17 protein-coding genes are annotated in these 18,792 nt (G+C 62.6%); 10 read left to right on the top strand and 7 right to left on the bottom strand.

All coding sequences use genetic code 11. The features are described 5' to 3' along the window. Positions 1-32: 32 nt before the first annotated feature. On the bottom strand, positions 33-1,316 hold the full coding sequence (mtoX, locus tag F812_RS0107910) for a methanethiol oxidase (protein WP_026867945.1): 1,284 nt from the start codon (positions 1,314-1,316) through the stop codon (positions 33-35). A 236-nt stretch (positions 1,317-1,552) separates the two neighbouring features. Between mtoX and F812_RS23080 the strand changes: the two genes are divergently transcribed. Continuing rightward, positions 1,553-2,500: a LysR family transcriptional regulator gene (locus F812_RS23080; protein ID WP_020085427.1), complete on the top strand. Its 948-nt coding sequence runs from the start codon at positions 1,553-1,555 to the stop codon at positions 2,498-2,500. 29 nt (positions 2,501-2,529) lie between these two features. Here F812_RS23080 and F812_RS23075 read toward each other — a convergent pair whose 3' ends face one another. Further along, positions 2,530-3,579: an MBL fold metallo-hydrolase gene (locus F812_RS23075; protein ID WP_020085426.1), complete on the bottom strand. Its 1,050-nt coding sequence runs from the start codon at positions 3,577-3,579 to the stop codon at positions 2,530-2,532. A 206-nt stretch (positions 3,580-3,785) separates the two neighbouring features. Here F812_RS23075 and soxA point away from each other — a divergent pair, with 206 nt between their 5' ends. Genes soxA through F812_RS0107885 form a run of 3 tightly spaced genes read left to right on the top strand, consistent with a single transcriptional unit; the run spans position 3,786 to position 5,675 of the window. Next, positions 3,786-4,610: a sulfur oxidation c-type cytochrome SoxA gene (gene soxA / locus F812_RS0107895; RefSeq protein ID WP_020085425.1), complete on the top strand. Its 825-nt coding sequence runs from the start codon at positions 3,786-3,788 to the stop codon at positions 4,608-4,610. Between the two features lie 13 nt (positions 4,611-4,623). After that, the gene (gene soxX / locus F812_RS0107890) at positions 4,624-5,271 is read left to right on the top strand and encodes a sulfur oxidation c-type cytochrome SoxX (RefSeq protein ID WP_020085424.1); all 648 of its coding nucleotides are present in this window, start codon (positions 4,624-4,626) and stop codon (positions 5,269-5,271) included. Continuing rightward, on the top strand, positions 5,268-5,675 hold the full coding sequence (locus tag F812_RS0107885; RefSeq protein ID WP_020085423.1) for a thioredoxin domain-containing protein: 408 nt from the start codon (positions 5,268-5,270) through the stop codon (positions 5,673-5,675). The genes soxX and F812_RS0107885 overlap by 4 nt, the downstream gene beginning before the upstream one ends. Before the next feature lie 81 nt (positions 5,676-5,756). Here the strand turns inward: F812_RS0107885 and F812_RS0107880 are convergent, their stop codons facing one another. From F812_RS0107880 to F812_RS0107865, 4 genes are read right to left on the bottom strand one after another with little or no spacing between them, the layout of a single operon-like run. Further along, a complete protein-coding gene (locus F812_RS0107880; protein WP_020085422.1) occupies positions 5,757-6,848 on the bottom strand; it encodes a TRAP transporter substrate-binding protein in 1,092 nt (363 codons plus the stop codon). A gap of 50 nt (positions 6,849-6,898) precedes the next feature. After that, entirely contained in the window at positions 6,899-8,221 is a 1,323-nt protein-coding gene (locus F812_RS0107875; RefSeq protein WP_020085421.1) for a TRAP transporter large permease, read from the bottom strand. Next, positions 8,218-8,730 (bottom strand): TRAP transporter small permease subunit, encoded by a 513-nt coding sequence (locus tag F812_RS0107870; protein ID WP_020085420.1) that lies wholly within the window; start codon positions 8,728-8,730, stop codon positions 8,218-8,220. Before F812_RS0107870 ends, F812_RS0107875 begins: the two co-directional genes overlap by 4 nt. Before the next feature lie 48 nt (positions 8,731-8,778). Then, positions 8,779-9,534: a DeoR/GlpR family DNA-binding transcription regulator gene (locus F812_RS0107865; RefSeq protein ID WP_020085419.1), complete on the bottom strand. Its 756-nt coding sequence runs from the start codon at positions 9,532-9,534 to the stop codon at positions 8,779-8,781. A 191-nt stretch (positions 9,535-9,725) separates the two neighbouring features. Here F812_RS0107865 and F812_RS0107860 point away from each other — a divergent pair, with 191 nt between their 5' ends. Genes F812_RS0107860 through F812_RS0107850 form a run of 3 tightly spaced genes read left to right on the top strand, consistent with a single transcriptional unit; the run spans position 9,726 to position 13,784 of the window. Beyond that, positions 9,726-11,126: an NAD(P)/FAD-dependent oxidoreductase gene (locus F812_RS0107860; RefSeq protein WP_020085418.1), complete on the top strand. Its 1,401-nt coding sequence runs from the start codon at positions 9,726-9,728 to the stop codon at positions 11,124-11,126. Next, entirely contained in the window at positions 11,116-12,357 is a 1,242-nt protein-coding gene (locus F812_RS0107855; RefSeq protein ID WP_020085417.1) for an NAD(P)/FAD-dependent oxidoreductase, read from the top strand. The genes F812_RS0107860 and F812_RS0107855 overlap by 11 nt, the downstream gene beginning before the upstream one ends. Next, positions 12,354-13,784: an FGGY family carbohydrate kinase gene (locus F812_RS0107850; protein ID WP_020085416.1), complete on the top strand. Its 1,431-nt coding sequence runs from the start codon at positions 12,354-12,356 to the stop codon at positions 13,782-13,784. The genes F812_RS0107855 and F812_RS0107850 overlap by 4 nt, the downstream gene beginning before the upstream one ends. 6 nt (positions 13,785-13,790) lie before the next feature. Here F812_RS0107850 and F812_RS0107845 read toward each other — a convergent pair whose 3' ends face one another. Beyond that, positions 13,791-14,804, bottom strand: coding sequence for a helix-turn-helix domain-containing protein (locus tag F812_RS0107845; RefSeq protein WP_020085415.1), 1,014 nt, complete (start codon positions 14,802-14,804; stop codon positions 13,791-13,793). A gap of 279 nt (positions 14,805-15,083) precedes the next feature. Between F812_RS0107845 and eat the strand changes: the two genes are divergently transcribed. From eat to eutC, 3 genes are read left to right on the top strand one after another with little or no spacing between them, the layout of a single operon-like run. Next, a complete protein-coding gene (gene eat, locus F812_RS0107840; protein WP_040498086.1) occupies positions 15,084-16,493 on the top strand; it encodes an ethanolamine permease in 1,410 nt (469 codons plus the stop codon). Between the two features lie 34 nt (positions 16,494-16,527). Beyond that, positions 16,528-17,916 (top strand): ethanolamine ammonia-lyase subunit EutB, encoded by a 1,389-nt coding sequence (locus F812_RS0107835; protein WP_020085413.1) that lies wholly within the window; start codon positions 16,528-16,530, stop codon positions 17,914-17,916. 13 nt (positions 17,917-17,929) lie between these two features. Further along, positions 17,930-18,742 carry an ethanolamine ammonia-lyase subunit EutC gene (gene eutC / locus F812_RS0107830; RefSeq protein WP_020085412.1) on the top strand — a complete coding sequence of 271 codons (813 nt, stop codon included), beginning with the start codon at positions 17,930-17,932 and terminating at the stop codon, positions 18,740-18,742. Positions 18,743-18,792 lie beyond the last annotated feature (50 nt).

The raw sequence follows: 18,792 nt of genomic DNA, 5'->3' as shown, positions 1-18,792 counted from the left end.
GAACCGCCAAACACTGCTGGGAAGCGGCAACGCTATTCTCCGAGAGCTGCAGCCTTGGTCTTGGCCGAGAACTTCATATGGTGAGCCCGGCCGAGCTTTTCAGCATGGAAGTCGACGCTGAACTTCTCGACGAGCTGCTTGCCGTCCCAATCGTAGGCCTTCAGCCACTGCTCGTTGTCCTCGCCCTTCTTGTCCCAGTTTGCGAGCAGAGACGTGGTGAAGTAGACGCGCTTTCCGTCGAAGCTCAGCGAGACCATGTTCACCTGGCTACCCATCTTCTTGGAGTAAACCTCCTTGGGCGCCTCGGGGTTCGTAAGGTCGTAGTAGCGCGTGGTGCCGTCCAGGAACGTGTTGACCCACAGGCCCTTCGCGTCCGCGGAGATCGAGATGTCGACCGGCAGCGGGATCTTCGACGGATCGCCGATGGTGCCCACGTCCTTAGCCTGCCACTCGCCCTTCTCGTCCTGCTTGACCAGCCACAGCTTCGACGTCAGCGCCGTTGCCGTGATCGCCCAGTTGTCCTCGGGCTTCAGCGACCAGCGGATCTCGAGCGGAGCGCCGGGAACCTCCATGGTCTTGATCGGCTTCATGGACTTGTAGTCCCACATGATCATCGACTTGCCGAACTTCTTCATGGCGTCGGGGTCTTTGACCATCTGACCCATGTCCATCATGTAGTTCGTCCAGCCGGTGAAGCTCGACGTCAGCATCACGTTCATCGCCGGGTTGATGCCGATGTCGTAGCCGTAGCCGTCGCCACCGTTCTCCAGCGGCATCTTGTGCACGGAGACGAGTTCGCCCGAGTTGTTGTAGACGGCAATGCCTGTCTGACCGTCGTGCGTGTCCTTGTTGGACAGAGCCTGGATCATCATGCGGCCCGGCGTGGCATAGAAGGTATGCGGACCTACGAAGCCGGTCTTATCCACGAAGTCCGTGATGGTCTTCACGACCTTGGGCTTGGACGGATCGATCAGGTCGAAAACGAAGATCTTGTTGTCGTCCAGACGGCCGGCCCAGAGGAAGCGGCGGTCATCCGTGAAGCCCGTGTGGTGTGCCTCGCCGCGTCCGCCAACGGACACGGAATGCACGACCTTGCCGTAGGTCGGCGAGTTGGGCTGAACGTCGATCGTTACCAGCTTGTCGGACTCGTCGCCGACACCAACCTCACCCAAAGTCCAAACGTGCAGGAAGTCTTCCTGGCCCTTGATGAGCGCCGAAGTGAACGGCGAGTTGCAGGTCTCATCCGCAAGAGTGACTGCAGGCCCAGCCGCAACCATAGCCAACATGCACACAGTTGATTTCAGTAGCTTTTTCACTTGTTTCCTCCTCGACCGTTACTCGCGAACGGTTCCCGATTGCAAACATGCTGAAGGCTACCCTCACCGAACTGGTTAAGTGAAATTCTATTTGGCAATGCTGACCATTCAAAATTTCTATATATGCCCACGCTCGGGAAACTTGGTTGCGCCTTGTTGGGCTAATATAGGTTTTCAAGGTCGAGTTTGACATATATCATAGCATAATCCACCGTCCCATTATCGGGTGCTTTGCTATGAATCTTCAGCAGCTTAGGTATGTTCGCGCGCTTGCCGAGGAGGGCTCCTTCGTTGCCGCCGCGTCTCGTTGCGCCGTCACTCAGCCGACCCTCTCCAACGGCATCGCCCAGCTCGAGGCGGACCTGGGCCACCGCATTTTCCGGCGGACGACGCGCAGCGTCGCGCTGACCGCTTATGGCGAGCGAATCCTCCCGGCCGTCCTCGATGCGCTGAAGGCGTTCGAGCGCGTGCGCGATCTCGCGAAGCAGACCGGTAAGGCGCAGCATGTGAGCGTGGGTCTTTCGCCTTGCGTCGGCATCCGCATGGCAGAAGTCGCATTCGAGCCCGCCAAAGCGCAGCGGGCGGATCTGGAAATCGTCTATCGCGAGAGCAATCTGGCGGAACTCTGCGACCTCATGCGTCGCTCGCAGATCGACATCATCCTCTCGCCGCTCGATACCCGATCGCAGGCGCTCCCCGATTGCATGGTTCAACGCATCTACAGCGAGCCGCTGCTGTTCATTCCCCGCAAGGAGGTGCGGGAGAAGTGGGCGCACGCCAGCCATGTGACAGTGCGGGAGATCGCGGAAGAGCAGTTCGTGCTCGTTCCCAACGCCTGCGGCCTGGCGCAAGTCACCAAGCGCCTGTTCGAAGACAACTGCTGCACGTTGAACCGCTATCTCGGCGAAGCCAGCAGCTATTCCGTGGTCGAGGAATGGTCCGACATGGGACTCGGCTCCGGTATCCTGCCCGCCTCTAAGATCTCGATGTCCTCCAGACATCCGGCGATTCCCATCCTGGACGACGGGCAGCCGGCGAAGATCGACTATTTCGCGGTTGGAAAGCCGAATACGATTCCGACGGCGCTTTTCAACGAGATCTGGGAAACGCTGCAGGTCGAGACGGTGCCCACGTCGCACAAGCACGTGCCGGCTCCCGTGTCGGCCTTCGACTGGTGCCTTTAGAACTCGGTACATGGGGGCGGCTCCAGAGTTCAGGGCCGCCCGGTTGCGGGGCGCCCGAACCGTATGAGGCTCTGCCGCAGGACGGTTCGATAGCCCTGCAAGTCCTCCGAGCCCATTGCGTAGCGCGTCGAGGGAATCAGATCCGCGCGCGGGTTTGATCCCAGCCCGATTGCCGTTCCCAATCCCGCATAGATGCTGCGGTCACCGAAAAGACGCGCGAGTGCGGCGAAGGCCGGCTCTCCCGTACAATGCCCCGGAGCGATCCAGGCCACGCCATAGGTCTCATGCAGCGCTTTAAGTTGGCGCATCATCTCGGCGTCGGGGGTCGTGAGAAGATGCAAACCTCCGGCTATGAGGTGGATACGCCGGTCGATCCGCGCCGCCGCGGCAACAATGCGATCGATGCCGGGATGCGAGCAGCCAACGACGAGCACAATGCCTTCTGACGTCTCGATCGCTAGCGACAGCTCTTTCATCTCGAGCGTGCCCGGCTTGTCGGACACGAGCGCGATCACATGAACGCCCGGTGCAATCTCGCGGGTTTCTTCCACCAATTCTATGTTTGCGCCCGGCCACGCTTTTCCGAACTTCATGACTTCGGGCGGAGCGCCGTCGAAATAGCGCATGCCGGCCGGCAGTCCCGGCTCTTTGCGATAGAAGGCGGACGGCGCGGATGATCCGAAAACGCCGAACCCTTCCTTCGGGGCATAGATGCGGACTTTAGGATTGACCGACAGGAGGTAGGACAGTCCGGTCGTGTGATCGCCGTGCCGATGCGACATGACGACGAAGTCCAGCGTGTGCAGATCGACCCCGAGCGTCTTGACGTTGTGCTCGAAGACGGCGGGATCGTTGCCGGTGTCGAAGAGAATTCTGCGCCCTCCGATCTCGACAAGGGCGGCATAGCCCCAGTCCTTTTTGAGGCTCGGATTTCTACCGAACGCATCGAAAAGCACCGTGAGGCGCGCCGGCCCCGAATTGCCCGCTGACTTTTTCGCCCCCTCCGATTCCACGGCCCATGCGGAGACGGCTCCGGCAGCCAAGACGATCAGGGAAAGAACGACGCGCAGAGCCTTCATGATTCCTCTCTTCATACCCGGCAGCGGAGCACTCGCTCATCGGCTCATCATATCGGCGACTGTGCCGCGCACCTCATTTGCAGTGGCAATGTCTCTCATTCGGTCTTCCTATTTGTTGCGCGGCGCGCGGAGAGATTAACTGCCGCATCCACGCCCGCCGCATCGATGCAGCGCGCCTAGCGCGCCGCCACACCCAGGTCAGCCGCATGACACATCGCGTCCGCGTTTTTTCCCTCGCCGCGACCCTTGTCCTTCTCGTCTTCGGAGCGGCGGGGCTTCATGCAGGCGATACCGAGGACGAGATCCAGCGTTACCGGGAAATGATCAACGACCCGATGGCCAACCCGGCGTTTCTCAACGTCGACCGGGGCGAAGCGCTGTGGAAGCTGGCGCGAGGTGAGAAGAACGTCTCCCTCGAAACGTGCGATCTCGGCAAAGGTCCCGGCATTCTGGACGGCGCCTATGCGGAGCTTCCCCGCTACTTCGCCGATTCCGACAGTGTGATGGATCTCGAGCAGCGGCTTCTCTGGTGCATGACGACCATACAGGCGCTCGACACGAAGGAAATCGTCGCGCGCAAGTTCAGCACGCCCGGCACGACCTCCGACATGGAGGATCTCGTGGCCTACATCGCCAACAAGTCGAGCGGAATGACGTTCCATATTCCGCTCGATGACGTGCAGGAGCAGAACGCCTACGCCGTGGGCGAGGAGCTTTTCTATCGACGCGGTTCGCTCTTGGATTTCTCTTGCGCCACCTGTCACAGCGCCGATTCCGCACGCATTCGGACCACCCAGCTCCCGAACCTGACCAAGCCCGGCAAGGACGCGACAGAGACGATGGGATCGTGGCCCACCTACCGCGTGTCTCAGAGCCAGATGCGGACCATGCAGAACCGCTTGTGGGACTGTTATCGTCAGATGCGCATGCCGCCGCCGGAATACGGCTCGGCGGGACTGACCGCACTCATGATCTACCTGGCCAAGCAGGCCGACGGTGGAACGCTCAATGTCCCCTCAATCAAGCGCTAACCGGGGCTCGCCCATGCGGACACTCACACTCTGCGCCGCCCTTTTCATCGCTGGCGCCATGAATGCCGTCGCCCACGACACCGGTGAGCATCATGACGAAGGGGCGCAACGCTCCGGCGCGGGCGATCCATCGATCACCGAGCCTTACGTTCAGGAGATGTGGCGCAACGCCGAGGCCACCTGGAAAGTGCGGCTGAAGCAGGACGAGACGCAGGCCTCCTGCTCGCGTTTTCGCAATGCCCCTCCCGACGATGTCGCCGAAAAGATCCTAGCGCGGGAAGCTTCAACCGTCGTCCTGCCGAAGGATGGGCAGGTTCTCGGCAAATGGCAGGATGGCGAGAAGGTCGCTCAGAGCGGGCGCGGCGGACAGTTCAGCGACAATGCCGACACCGTGAACGGCGGCAACTGCTACGCCTGCCATCAAATGGCGAAGTCGGAGCTTTCGTTCGGAACGCTGGGACCCAGCCTTTCGGAGTATGGGAAGCTGCGCAACTTCAGCGCCGAGGCTGCGCGTGACACGTTCGCGAAGATCTACAATCCTCAAGCCACTGTTGCCTGCTCGAACATGCCGCGCTTCGGAGCGCACGCCTTTTTGACGGAGCAGCAGATCAAGGATGTCGTCGCCTATCTGTTCGATCCGGATAGCCCCGTCAACAAATGATCATCGCGCGGTTTCTCGTCTCCTTCGGCCGGTCGGCGTGGCTGCATCGTGGCATTCTCGCGGGCGCCTCGCTGATGCTTGCTCTCGCTAGCAATGCCCAAGCGGCCGAGCTGATCATGGTGCGGCAGACGGGCTGCTCCTGGTGTGCGCTCTGGGATCGAGAGATCGGACCTATCTATCCCGTTTCAGACGAAGGCCGTTTCGCGCCGCTGCGTCATATCGATCTTCGCGCCCCCCTGCCCTCGTTCATCACCAAACCCGTCACGGTGACGCCGACATTCATTCTCGTCGAAGACGACCGCGAGATCGGACGGATAACCGGATACCCCGGTGAGACTTTTTTCTGGGGGATGCTGTCGGAGATCTTCGAGCTTTCCTCGTTTGGGCAAAACAAACCGTCGTGATGGCGGGCGGCCCCTTAGTTCCAAAGAAAAAGGCGGCGCACACGGCCGCCGCCTTCTCTCGCTCTCTCATGTCCTGAATACTCAGCGGTACGGATAGCCGACCTTGTTCATGACGGCCGTGTAGTCCTTGTAGACTTGGACCACACGCGCCGCGCGCGGGCTCTTGGCCGCGACTTCGTCCCAGAAGCTTTCGGCGTCCTTCACCACCTTCTCCCATTCCTCTTTCGGGATCTCGGTCAGCTCCATCTTCTTGCCTTCGACGCGCAGCTTCGCCTCGCCGCCCCAATACCAGACCTGGCGATAGTAGTGCGACTGGTCGATCGTGGAGAGGAAGAGCTGCTGCAGGTGCGGCGGTACCTTTTCCCAGCTCTGCTTGTTGGCAAAGTAGGAGCCACACCAGGCGCCGCAGATGTTGTTCAGGAGCGCGTACTTGCAGACGTCGGCCCAACCGACCTCGTAGGCCTCTGTGAAGCCGCACCAGGCCACGCCGTCGAGCTCGCCCGTCTGAATCGCGACCTCAACGTTGTCCCACGGCACGGTGACGGGCACCAAACCGTAGCGCGAGAGGAATTTGCCTGCGGTCGGCACGCCGAACACGCGCTTGCCGTTGAGGTCCGCCAGGCTCTTGATCGGCGACTTGGTGAAGATGTGGAGCGGATCCCAGGAACCAGCGGAAAGCCACTTGACGTTCTCGACCTCGGAATAGGCTTCCTCCCAGATCTTGTCCAAGCCGTAGTATTTGAACATGACCGGAAGATCGAGACTGAACCGGCAGGAGAACGGGAAGTAGCCGCCGAAGTCTGCGATGTCGACCGGCGAGGCCATCGTCGCGTCGTCGGATTGCACGGCGTCGATGGTTCCGCTCTGCATGGCGCGGAACAGCTCGGCGGTAGGTACGAGCTGGTCGGCATAGTAAAGCTCGATCTCCATTTCGCCGTTGGCAGCCTTGTTGAATGCCTCGATCTGAGGCTTGATGACATGGGCGCCGAGCGGCGCGCCCGAGTACGTCTGCAGGCGCCACTTGATCTTGCCGCCCTGGGCCTTGACGTAGGGCGCGGCCACCGTCGTCGCCGCCAGCGCCGCAGCGCCGCCGGTTCCGGCCGTCTTCAGGAACGAGCGCCTGCTTTGCTTGGAGGCGTCGGTGCTGCCTTTGATCAAATCTGATTTCGACATGTCCTTACTCCCTGTGATGCTATCTATTTCGAGCGGTACGAGGCGCGGCGTCACTTGCCATACATGTAGTTGGGCAGCCACAGCGCGATCTGCGGGAAGATCATCAGGATGACGATTGTGCCGACCATCATGAGGAAGAAGGGAATGATCGAGCGATAGATGTCGATCAGCGTGATTTCCTTGGGCGCGAGCGCTCGCATCAGGAACAGGTTGTAGCCAAATGGCGGCGTGATGTACGCGATCTGGCACGTGATCGTGTAGAGCACGCCGAACCAGATCAGATCGAACCCGAGGGCTTTCACGAGCGGAATGAAAAGTGGGGCGACGATCACGAGCATCGCGGTGTCGTCGAGGAAGATGCCGAGGAAGATAAAGGTCGCCATCATCATGCACATCACCATCCAGGGATCGAGACCCATGTCTGTGATGAACAGCCGCTCGATGGCGCGCACCGCACCCAGTCCGTCGAAGATGCCGCCGAATGCGAGCGCGGCAAGAATGAGCCACATGAACATGCACGAGATGTTCAGCGTCTTCTTGGAGGTTTCGAAAAGAACCTTCCAGGTGAGCCGGCCCTTGGCCGCGGCCGCGATAATCGACGCCGTCACGCCGACCGCCGAGGCCTCGACGAGGCTCGTGTAGCCCATCACGAACAAGCCGGTCATCGACAGGAAAATGAGAAATGGAATGATGCCCGCGCGCAGAAGCTTGAGCTTCTCCTTGAGCGGCATGTTGAGATCTTCATCGTCTACCGTGGGTGCGAGATCCGGGTTCAACCGGCATCGTATGACGATGTAGAGAATGAAGATCGAGGCCATCAGCAGGCCGGGGACGACGCCGGCGAGCCAAAGCTGTCCCACCGGCTGGCGCGCAATCATACCGTAGAGCACGAGCACGACGCTCGGTGGAATAAGGATGCCGAGGGACGAGCCACCCTGCACCACACCCGAGATCATCACTTTGTTGTAACCGCGCCTCAGCATCTCGGGCAGCGCGATAGTGGCTCCCACGGCCATGCCGGCGACCGACAGGCCGTTCATCGCGGAGATGATGACCATGAGAAGCATAGTGCCGATCGCGAGCCCGCCTCGCAACCGGCCGAACCACACGTGCAGCATCCGATAAAGCTCTTCGGAGATGCCGGACTCCGAGAACATGTAGCCCATGAAGATGAACATGGGCACCGTGAGAATCGGAAACCAATTGAACAGCTTGAAGGTGGCGCTGAACGGCATCTCGATGCCGCCGGGTCCATAGAGGGCAAGCGCGGCAACGGAGGCCACGAAGCCGATCGCCGCGAAGATGCGCTGCCCGGTGAGCAGCATCACCATCATCGACGAGAACATCAGAAGTGCGATCAGCTCATGACTCATTTGAGATCGACACCCCTGACGGCCGCGATGTGCTTGAAGAGCAGAGAAATTGCCTGAAGGATCATGAGCACGAGACAGGCGACCATCAGCGTCTTGATGGGGATCATCGAGGGATTCCAGATCGAGAACCGCTTCTCGTTGGTCGCGATCGCGTACTTCAGGCTCGAGATGGCGCCGATGAGCATGATCGAGAGATAGAAAATGAGGCAGCCGCTCGTGAGAATGTCGATCCACTCCCGGCCCTTGTCGGACAATCTGGAGTAGACGAGGTCGAGCCGAACGTGCTCGTCGTTCTTGAGCGTCATCGCTCCGCCCATGAAGTAGTAGGCAGCGAGCGTGAATTGCGCGAACTCCACGCACCAGTGCAGCGGCATGCGGATGACATTGCGCGTGACGGCATCAAGGAGGAGCACGCCGATCATGACGAACACCAGCGACATGGCGGCGTAGCCGACATAGTTCGAGATCTTGTCTACGATCCTGACATAGTGCCTGATCACGGCCGGCATCGAAGTCCCCCAACCGAGAAGGCGCGCACAAGGCGCGCCAGCGAATGTTCATCTGAACTCGACATCGGCTTCCCCTAGCGCGGCCCTGAATGCGGGCGACGGCGCAGTATCCGAAACAAGAACATCGATCTCATCCAGCCGGCAGACGCGGAAGGCCGCTTTGCGCTCCATCTTTCTGGCATCGGCGACAACGATGAGCCGGTGTGCGCACTCGATCATCGCGCGCGCCACGTGCGCCTCATCGAGCTCCGCGTCCATCGCACCGACAGACGCATCGAGCGCTGCCACCGTGATCACCGCATGATCCGCCTGGAATCCGCGGATCTGCTCGATCGTGGTCGGGCCAACCGTTTCCGCATTGTCGTTGCGAAACTCGCCGCCGAGCAGCAGCACCTTCGGCCGGCCCTCGCCCGAGGACATCACGTGCGCAATGCGCACCGAATTGGTGATTACGGTAAGCTCGGGAACCGCGGCAAGCTGATGTGCGCAGGCAAGCGTCGTCGAGCCGGTGTCGATGAAGAGGGTGTCGCCAGGCTCGATGAGCGGAGCGAGCTTTCGCGCAATCTCCTCCTTTGCGCCGGCATTCTCCGCCATGCGCTCGGAAAAGCTGCCCTCTGCAATAAGGGGCGAGCGGCGCGCGCCGCCATGCACTTTCTGGATGACGCCGCCTTCCGCGAGCTGGCTGAGGTCCCGCCGGATCGTCTCCGCGGAGACGCCAAACTGCTGAGCAAGCGCGTCGACCGAGGCTTCCCCCCTCTGGCTGACGAGCTCAGCGATGTGCGCCTGCCGATGCTTCGGTTTCATGCCGAGCCCCCTTGCGTTCGATAAATGAAAACGAGAAGATTGCCCGAGTCAACATTCATAGTGCTGAAGTTGTGATCATTCAGGCAGTCATTCTGACTAATGCCGCGCCAAAATTGACTAAACAGGCATCATCCCGGTTGGCCCGGGTCTCGCAAGCTTCGCAGCTGCAAAATTAGAACGAGTACAGATTTATGTCGCGCTCGCACGCACAATCCGGTTTCGATGTCGCCGTTGTCGGGGCGGGCGTCGTCGGCTGTGCGATCGCGCGGCGCTTCACTCTCGAAGGCGCGAAGATGATCGTGCTCGAGAAGGCTCCCGACATTCTCGACGGCGCGTCCAAGGGAAACAGCGGGATCCTTCATACGGGCTTCGACGCGCCTTGCGGCTCGCTGGAGCAATCGTGCATTGCAAGCGGCTATAGCGAATATCTCGACATTCGCGAGCGTCTCGGCCTTCCGCTCATCCGGTCCGGTGCGCTGGTGCTCGCCTGGACGGAAGAGGAGGAAGCGCGCCTCCCCGAGCTGATGCAGCAGGCGCGCGACAACGGTGTCGGGGATGTCGAGGCGCTCACGTCCGACGAGATCTTGCGGAGGGAGCCCAATCTCTCGCGCCGCGTACGGGCGGGGTTCTGCGTTCCGCGAGAGTTCATCATCGATCCCTGGTCGGCACCGCACGCCTATTTGCTGCAGGCGCTCACAAACGGCGCGGAGCTTCGGCGCGAGTGCGAAGTCCTCGCGGGGCAGTTCGACGGATCGGCCTGGCGATTGGAGACGAGCGCGGGAGAGATCGCAGCGACGTGCGTAATCAACGCGGCGGGTCTCTATGGCGATCTCGTCGACCAGACGCTTCGCGGCGTCTCCGATTTTCATATTCGCCCGCGCAAGGGGCAGTTCGTCGTCTACGACAAGGCGGCTGCAGGGCTGGTGAAGAGCATCCTGCTTCCCGTCCCCAGCGCGACGACCAAAGGCATCGTCGTGTGCCGCACCGCTTTCGGCAATCTTCTGGTCGGCCCGACGGCCGAAGAACAAACGGCGCGAGACGAGGCGGTGCTGGTGCCTGAGACGCTCGCGCAGTTGCAGGAACGGGGCACGCAAATCGTGCCCGCTCTTTCCGACATCGAGGTCTCCGCGATCTACGCTGGGCTCCGGCCTGCGACCGAGTTCAAGGACTATCAGATCCGTGCCCATCGCGAGATCAATCTCATCACGGTGGGCGGCATCCGCTCCACGGGACTGAGCTCGGCGCTCGGCATCGCGCGCCATGTCTTCTCCCAGTATCTCGAGCTTGGCCACGCTCCTCACGCTCTCACCGATCCCATCTGGCCCACGGTGGCGCAGATCAGCGAAGCGGGAGAGCGAAGCTGGCAGACACCATGCAACGACGGTGTCGTCTGTCATTGCGAGCGCGTGACGCGCGCGGAAATCGAAGCCGCTCTCGAAGGCCCGCTCGCGCCAGGTAGCTTCGCCGGATTGAAGCGCAAGACCCGTGTGACCATGGGCCGTTGCCAGGGCTTCTATTGCTCGGCCGAGCTCGCGCGCCTGACCAAGGACCGCCTCAAGCATCCCATGAGCGGGGCACCAGATGACAGGTGACACCGCCCCTGCTTACGACGTCGCGATCATCGGCGGTGGACCGGCCGGTTTGTCCGCGGCCGTGGAGTTGAAACGCCTTGGCGTTGCCTCCGTCGTGGTGATCGAGCGCGAACGCGAGGCCGGGGGTATTCCGCGTCATTGCGGCCACTATCCGTTCGGCATGCGCGAATTCTCGCGCGTTCTTCGCGGACCGGACTATGCCGCGCGTCTCGTCGAGCGGGCGCTGCGGGTGGGCGTCGAGATCAGGACACGCGTTTCCGTCACCTCGCTCAAGCCCGGCCCGCAGATTGACGTCTCGTCTCCGGACGGGCTCGCAACAATCCGCGCGCGCCGTGTGCTCGTCGCGACCGGCGTGAGAGAGAAAACGCGTGCCGCCCGGCTGATCGGCGGAACGAAACCCAGCGGCGTGCTCTCCACCGGGGCTCTGCAAGGCCTCGTGTATCTCGACGGACTCAAGCCGTTCAGCCGTCCCGTCATTCTCGGCACGGAGCTGGTCTCGTTCTCGGCCTTGCTCACCTGCCGCCATGCCGGAATCAAGCCCGTGGCAATGATAGAGCCCAACGCGCGCATCACCGCCTGGCGCGCCTCCCGGCTGTTGCCCGGCGCGCTTGGCGTTCCGCTGATGCTCGGGGCCTCGATCACGCGCATCGAGGGGCGCGCGCAGGTAGAGGCAGTCGAGGTTGCCGATCGCTCCGGGCGGACCTCGCGGATCGAGGCCGATGGGGTGATCGTCACCGGGCAGTTCCTGCCGGAGGCCTCTTTACTGCGCGACAGCCACCTTGCCGTGGACAGCATGTCGGGTGGTCCCTGCGTGGACCAGTTCTTCCGCCTCAGCGATCCCGCATACTTCGCTGCCGGAAACCTGCTGCGCCCCGTGGAGACCGCTGGCTGGTGCTGGGCCGAGGGCCGCGCTGCGGCGCGGATGATCGCGGGAAGCCTCGCCGGGACACTGCCGGAGCCCACCCCACGCGCAGGCCTCGCCCTCATGGGAGACGCGCTCAAGTATGTGGTGCCGCAACGGCTCGTCGCGGCAAGCGGTGCACCGAGGACTCTCCAAGTGCGCGTACGCCGGCCGGCCCGAGGCACGCTTTCGGTCGTTGTCTCCGGCCAAAACCTATGGTCTCAAAGGATCGACGCGCTACCCGAGCGGCGTATTCTCATCCCGCTCGATCGGCTTCCCATCGATCTCAACGGGCCGGTGCACATCGTGTTCGCGGAAGACAAGGCATGAAGACGCTCGCCATCGACCAGGGCACGACGAGCACGCGCGCGCTGGTCATCGACGGCGACGGCTCGGTGCGGACCATCGCCTCGCTGCCGCACCAACAGCTCTATCCGGCGCCCGATCATGTCGAGCACGATCCCGAGGAACTGATCCGCAATATCCGGGCTTGCCTCGATGCGGCGGGTGCGATCGGCGATCTCGGGGCCATCGGTATCGACAATCAAGGAGAAAGCTGCCTCGGCTGGGATGCGGAAACCAAGTCCGCAGTCGGTCCCGTAATCGTGTGGCAGGATGCGCGCACCTCCGCCTTCATGGACAGGCTCAAGGCCGATGGCGCGGAAGCGATCGTGCGCGAGCGTGCCGGGCTGCCGCTCGACCCCTATTTCTCGGCATCCAAGCTCGCGTGGATCCTACGTGAGATCCCCGAGGCGCGGCGGCTAGCCGATCAAGGCCGCCTCAGGCTCGGAACCACCGATGCCTTCTTCCTCGATCGCCTGACAGGCCGTTTCGAAACCGACATCGCGACCGCCTCACGCACCTCGCTCATGAACATCACGACGGGAAGCTGGGACCCGGAGCTCTGCCGCCTGTTCGGCGTGCCAATCGAGGCCTTGCCGCGGATCGTGCCCACCAGCGGCGACTTCGGCTCCCTGGCGTGCGGGGCCAAAAAGGTTCCGCTGACAGCCAGCATCGTCGATCAGCAGGCCTCGCTCTACGGCCATGGCTGCCGCAGACAAGGCGACGCGAAGATCACGTTCGGCACCGGAGCCTTCGCGTTGCAGATCACCGGAACGCTCCACCAAAACCCGGGTGGCGGTCTGCTGCCCACCGTCGCCTGGCAGAACGCGGGCGACGCGCCCGTATATGCGGTCGACGGCGGCGTCTATTGTGCGTCGTCGGCGTTGGAATGGGCGAGATCGCTCGGCCTGTTCGATGCATTCTCGGACATTGACCACTTCGACACCCCTCCCGCGATCTCGCGTGGGCTAGCATTCGTGCCCTCGCTCGCCGGCCTTGCGTGCCCGCATTGGGACCGGTCGGCGCGCGGCGCGTGGCTTGGCCTCTCGCTCGATTCGACCAAGGCGGATCTCGTGCAGGCGGTGCTGGAAGGTGTCGCGCTGCGCACGGCCGAGGTCATGATGGCGATCAGCAAGGCTTCAGCGCCGGGCGAGGCCACCTCGATCGACGGGGGCATGACGCGCAACCGCTACTTCTGCCAGTTTCTCGCCGATTGCCTCGAACGGGAGCTGATCGTCTCCGATCAACCGGAGCTGACGGCGGTCGGCGTGGCTGCGCTTGCCGCGGAAGCCGTCGGCAGACCTTTCGCTTTTACGCGCAGCGGGCGTCGCGTGAAGCCACAATCGCCGTGCGCGGACTGGCACGCCGCGTTTGCCGCCGCCGTTTCTGGCATCAAAACCTTTGGGTCGCGGTGAAGCCGCTCACGGCTCGCCCGCCTCCGCCGGTCCGTGATAGCGGCGGAAGGCTTCCGACGGAAGCTCGCCGAACATCACTTTGTAGTCGCGAGCAAAGCGGCCGAAGTGCCAGAAGCCCCAGAGCGTGGCCGCTTCCGCTACGGAATTGGCCTGCTTGATCGCCCGGCGCGCCCCGTTCATGCGCAGGGACCGCAGATAGGCCGAGGGCTTGAGCCCCAGAGTCTCCTGGAACGACTGCTGGAGCGCGCGCCGGCTGACGCCCAGCGTGCGGCACAACTCCTCCACACTCGTATAACCATCCGGCGACTCGGTCACGAGATCGCGCGCATCGCGCACGATGCGGGCGCGCTTCGCGGAGGGAACGTCGAAGCTGTCGTTTTCGGTTCGCGACAAGGCCGCTACCAGGGCAGCCCGCACATCGCGGGTCATGGACGCCCGGCGCGGCGCATCGTTTTCGAGATCCGGACAGTTGGTGACGACCTCGCAAACGTCGGCGAAGATGCGGCGCATGTGCTCTGCCGCGCTGCCATCGACCGCACGAAGATGCGGGTTTGCAAGCGACGGCAGGACCGTTTCCAACTCGTCCGAGGTCAAAGAGCAGCGCAAGTCCTGCTCCCTCAGCACGAAACCCGCGATGTCCAATCCGCTCGGCGAAAAGAACTCGAATGCATCGTTGCCGGAAAAGACGTGCACCTGCGCTCCGTCGCACCGCTGACCGCAGAACCTCGCGTTACCGCGCAACGCGATCGGCACGCCGACGGCGATCGTCCCCTCCGGCAAGTCTCCGGTCTGATGAAGCGAATTGCTGGTGATCTCACGGAAAAACTGAACGTCGTCGATCCGGGCTTCCCAGAACGAGCCGCTGAAGGCGCCGGCGGAGATCTGATCGTAGGTCTGGTTCCAGCCGCGCAGAAGCGCCGCCTGCTCGTCGATATCGCGCGTGATAGCCGCGTGAACGGCCGTATTACCGTCAGGCGAGCCCTTCGGCGGGGGGGCGTGGCGTTCCGACAAAGCCACCATGCGCAACGTCCACTTGAGCTGTTTCGGGACTACGCGTGCCTGTTGCCGAATGAGACTTAAGTCGGACGTCAAGCACGCATGCCGAAATTGGATAGACGACATAATAGCGCATCACTAGCGTCTTCCAACACTAAGAGTGAGATTGCCGTCGTCATTTTTGGGCGATGTGCGCCGCAACCCTCCATCGCGCTTTACAACGGCGCCGGCCCCGCCGGCTCCGAACGCATGATGCTGCGCTGCGGAAATACAATAAACAAACACAAGTTCAAGGGGATCACCATGGAGTCAGCGGGACACTCAGGTGTCGAGTACGACAAGGTTGGGCAAGACTATTTCGAAAAGCGTCAGCTCAAGCGCGGCGCCGCAGGATGGCTGCTGCTCGTCGGCCTCGGCGTCGCCTACGTTATCTCGGGCGACTACGCAGGCTGGAACTTCGGACTCGCACAAGGCGGCTGGGGCGGCCTCTTCATCGCCTCCATCCTGATGGCGACCATGTACACCTGCATGTGCTTCGCGCTTGCGGAACTCGCGACCATCGCTCCCACGGCGGGCGGCGGATACGGCTTCGCGCGACGCGCCTTCGGCCCCTGGGGCGGTTTCCTCTGCGGCATCGCGATCCTGATCGAATATGCCATCGCGCCGGCCGCGATCGCGGTTTTCATCGGCGCCTACTGTAATTCCCTGTTCGGCATCGACGGGTGGATCGTCTATCTGGCCTTCTACGTCGTGTTCCTCGGCATCCATCTCTATGGTGCCGGCGAAGCGCTCCGGCTGATTTTCGCCATCACGGCGCTGGCTGTCGTGGCGCTCATCGTCTTCGTCGTCACGATGATCCCCTATTTCGATACGAACAACCTGTTCGACATCGCGGTGACCGATGCTGCCGGGGCGAGCCCGTTCCTGCCGTTCGGCTATCTCGGCATCTGGGCGGCGATCCCCTACGCGATCTGGTTCTTCCTCGCCATCGAGGGCGTTCCGCTCGCGGCTGAGGAAACCAACGATCCCAAGCGGGACCTGCCGCGCGGCCTGATCGGCGGCATCCTCGTTCTGCTGGCATTCTGTGCACTGATCCTCACGCTCGGTCCGGGCGGCGCGGGGGCGGATGCACTCAAGGATTCGGGCAATCCGCTGGTGGCGGCACTCGAGTCTCCCAAAGTCTTCGGCGGCCCGACCTGGGTGAGCCGGTTCGTCAACTTCGTCGGTCTGGCCGGCCTCATCGCGAGCTTCTTCTCGATCATCTATGGCTACTCGCGGCTGGTGTTCGCCATGTCTCGCGCCGGGTATCTGCCCCGCGCGCTGTCGCTGACGAGCGGACGTAAAACCCCCTATGTTGCGCTGATCGTACCCGGTATTATCGGCTTCCTGCTCTCGCTCAGCGGGCAGGGCGATCTCCTCATCCTGATCGCGGTGTTCGGAGCAACGGTCTCGTACGTGATGATGATGGCCTCGCATATCGCGCTGCGCATCCGGGAGCCTAACCTCGACCGGCCCTACAGGACGCCGGGCGGAATCCTCACATCGGGGATCGCGCTCATCCTGGCGTGCGTCGCTGTGGTCGCGGGGTTCCTCGTGGATCCCCGGGTGATCATCGGCGCCGCGGTCGTCTACGCAATCTTCATCGCCTATTTCGCACTCTACAGCCGCCATCATCTGGTCGCGGCGGCACCAGGCGAGGAAGAGCCGTTCTAAAGACTTGGACAGCAGCAATCGGCGGGCAACCCTCATGAGCTACTCTTATTCCATCGCCGGTCACCGGTTCAGCTTCGAGAACCTCCGGGTTCTCATGGCGAAAGCCACGCCAGCGCGATCCGGCGACTATCTCGCAGGTGTGGCGGCAGGCGACGACGAGGAACGCGTGGCCGCTCAGATGGCGCTCGCCGATGTGCCCCTCAAAGTCTTCCTCGTCGAGCATCTGGTGCCTTACGAGACCGACGAGGTGACGCGCCTGATCATCGACGATCACGATGCGAAGGCGTTCGCGCCGATCTCGCATCTGACCGTCGGTGCCTTCCGCGACTGGCTTCTCTCTGACGAGGCAAACGAGCGCTCGCTCGCGGCGCTGGCGCCGGGCCTCACTCCGGAGATGGTCGCGGCCGTCTCCAAGATCTGCCGCGTGCAGGACATGGTGCTGATCGCGCAGAAGTGCCGTGTCGTCACCAAGTTCCGCAACACCATCGGGCTGAAGGGGCGCCTTTCGACGCGTCTTCAGCCCAACCATCCGACCGACGATCCGACAGGCATCGCGGCGAGCATCGTCGACGGCCTCATGTACGGAAACGGCGACGCGGTGATCGGCATCAATCCGGCGACGGACAGCATCTCCGCCGTAATCACGCTGATCGACATGCTTCACGAGATCATCCAGCGCTACAACATCCCGACGCAATCGTGCGTGCTCACGCATGTGACGACCAGCATCGAGGCCATCAACCGGCGCGCACCCGTCGACCTCGTGTTCCAATCCATCGCCGGAACCGAGGCCGCCAACAGCAGTTTCGGCATCAATCTCGCGGTGCTCAAGGAAGGCTACGACGCCGCGCAAAGCCTCCAGCGCGGCACAGTCGGCAACAATGCCATGTACTTCGAGACCGGACAGGGCAGCGCGCTCTCGGCCAATGCCCATCACGGCGTCGATCAGCAAACGCTCGAAGCGCGCGCCTATGCCGTGGCACGCAAGTACAAGCCGCTGCTCGTCAACACGGTCGTGGGCTTCATCGGTCCCGAATATCTCTACGACGGCCGGCAGATCATCCGGGCCGGGCTCGAGGATCATTTCTGCGGCAAGCTGCTCGGCGTGCCGATGGGCTGCGACATCTGCTATACGAACCATGCCGAGGCCGACCAGAACGACATGGACACCCTGCTGACGCTGCTTGCCGTTGCGGGCATCACGTTCATCATGGGCATTCCCGGCTCGGACGACATCATGCTGAACTACCAGACGACGTCGTTCCATGACGCGCTCTATGCGCGCAAGGCGCTCGGTCTCAAGCCGTCGCCCGAGTTCGAGGAATGGCTGCTCAACGTCGGCATCTTCGAGAAGAGCGAGGCGCTGAAGCTGGCCAATACGCTGCCGACGCCTTTCCAGCGCGCACTCTCGCATCTGCATTGAGGTGGAGCCCCGCATGTCGGACGATAACAATCCCATCGTCGTTCCCAATCCGTGGAGCAAGCTCCGCCAATACACGACGGCGCGCATCGCGCTCGGCCGCGCGGGCACCAGCCTGCCGACGAAGCCGCACCTCGAGTTCCAGCTCGCGCATGCGCGGGCACGCAACGCCGTGCATCATGAGCTCGACGTGAAGCGGCTCGAAGCGTCACTCGTGGCGCTCGGTCACCAGCCTCTCGTTCTGCATAGCGCCGCTGAAAATCGCCCGATGTATCTCCAGCGGCCCGACAAGGGCCGGCGCCTGGAGGCTGCCTCCCGAGAGGCGCTAACGAAGGTGGCGCGGCCCGCAGAGGGCTATGACGTCGTATTCGTGATCGGCGACGGACTTTCCTCATTCGCCATCGAGGAGAACGCCACAGCGTTCCTCGACGTGATGCTGCCACCGCTCGTGCAGCAAGGCTGGCGTATCGCCCCGCTCGTGGTGGTGCGGGAAGCGCGCGTAGCCGTCGGCGACGAGGTGGGCGAGCTTCTGGGCGCCAGCATGGTGGTGGTTCTGATCGGCGAGCGTCCGGGCCTCAGCTCGCCCGACAGCATGGGCATCTACATGACGCTGAAGCCCCGCGTCGGTCTCACGGACGAATCCCGCAACTGCATCTCGAACGTGCGGCGCGAGGGGCTCAACTACGGCGTGGCTGTGCACAAGCTGCTCTACCTGATGACGGAGGCCCGCAAGCGCGGACACTCCGGCGTTCAGCTCAAGGACGAGGCGGAGACGCTTTCGAGCACGCTCACCGCCCCGAGCAAGAGCTTCCTGATCGAGTCGCAGTAATCAGACACGTCTGACATGCATGACAGACGTCTCGGAAAGCGCGTGCGCGA

The sequence above is a fragment of the Hyphomicrobium zavarzinii ATCC 27496 genome (assembly GCF_000383415.1).
Classification (GTDB): Bacteria; Pseudomonadota; Alphaproteobacteria; order Rhizobiales; family Hyphomicrobiaceae; genus Hyphomicrobium_C; species Hyphomicrobium_C zavarzinii.
Note: the sequence above shows the minus strand (reverse complement) of the source record. Positions and strands in the feature narration are given on the sequence as shown.

What these genes read in the sequence shown, in the direction of transcription:
- F812_RS0107875 (WP_020085421.1), bottom strand. Translation starts at nt 8,221, where the DNA reads ATGAGTCATGAGCTGATCGCACTTCTGATGTTCTCGTCGATGATGGTG.
- eutC (WP_020085412.1), top strand. Translation starts at nt 17,930, where the DNA reads ATGTCGGACGATAACAATCCCATCGTCGTTCCCAATCCGTGGAGCAAG.
- F812_RS0107870 (WP_020085420.1), bottom strand. Translation starts at nt 8,730, where the DNA reads ATGCCGGCCGTGATCAGGCACTATGTCAGGATCGTAGACAAGATCTCG.
- F812_RS0107880 (WP_020085422.1), bottom strand. Translation starts at nt 6,848, where the DNA reads ATGTCGAAATCAGATTTGATCAAAGGCAGCACCGACGCCTCCAAGCAA.
- soxA (WP_020085425.1), top strand. Translation starts at nt 3,786, where the DNA reads ATGACACATCGCGTCCGCGTTTTTTCCCTCGCCGCGACCCTTGTCCTT.
- F812_RS0107865 (WP_020085419.1), bottom strand. Translation starts at nt 9,534, where the DNA reads ATGAAACCGAAGCATCGGCAGGCGCACATCGCTGAGCTCGTCAGCCAG.
- F812_RS0107845 (WP_020085415.1), bottom strand. Translation starts at nt 14,804, where the DNA reads ATGGTGGCTTTGTCGGAACGCCACGCCCCCCCGCCGAAGGGCTCGCCT.
- F812_RS0107855 (WP_020085417.1), top strand. Translation starts at nt 11,116, where the DNA reads ATGACAGGTGACACCGCCCCTGCTTACGACGTCGCGATCATCGGCGGT.
- F812_RS23075 (WP_020085426.1), bottom strand. Translation starts at nt 3,579, where the DNA reads ATGAAGGCTCTGCGCGTCGTTCTTTCCCTGATCGTCTTGGCTGCCGGA.
- F812_RS0107835 (WP_020085413.1), top strand. Translation starts at nt 16,528, where the DNA reads ATGAGCTACTCTTATTCCATCGCCGGTCACCGGTTCAGCTTCGAGAAC.
- F812_RS23080 (WP_020085427.1), top strand. Translation starts at nt 1,553, where the DNA reads ATGAATCTTCAGCAGCTTAGGTATGTTCGCGCGCTTGCCGAGGAGGGC.
- soxX (WP_020085424.1), top strand. Translation starts at nt 4,624, where the DNA reads ATGCGGACACTCACACTCTGCGCCGCCCTTTTCATCGCTGGCGCCATG.
- eat (WP_040498086.1), top strand. Translation starts at nt 15,084, where the DNA reads ATGGAGTCAGCGGGACACTCAGGTGTCGAGTACGACAAGGTTGGGCAA.
- F812_RS0107850 (WP_020085416.1), top strand. Translation starts at nt 12,354, where the DNA reads ATGAAGACGCTCGCCATCGACCAGGGCACGACGAGCACGCGCGCGCTG.
- F812_RS0107885 (WP_020085423.1), top strand. Translation starts at nt 5,268, where the DNA reads ATGATCATCGCGCGGTTTCTCGTCTCCTTCGGCCGGTCGGCGTGGCTG.
- F812_RS0107860 (WP_020085418.1), top strand. Translation starts at nt 9,726, where the DNA reads ATGTCGCGCTCGCACGCACAATCCGGTTTCGATGTCGCCGTTGTCGGG.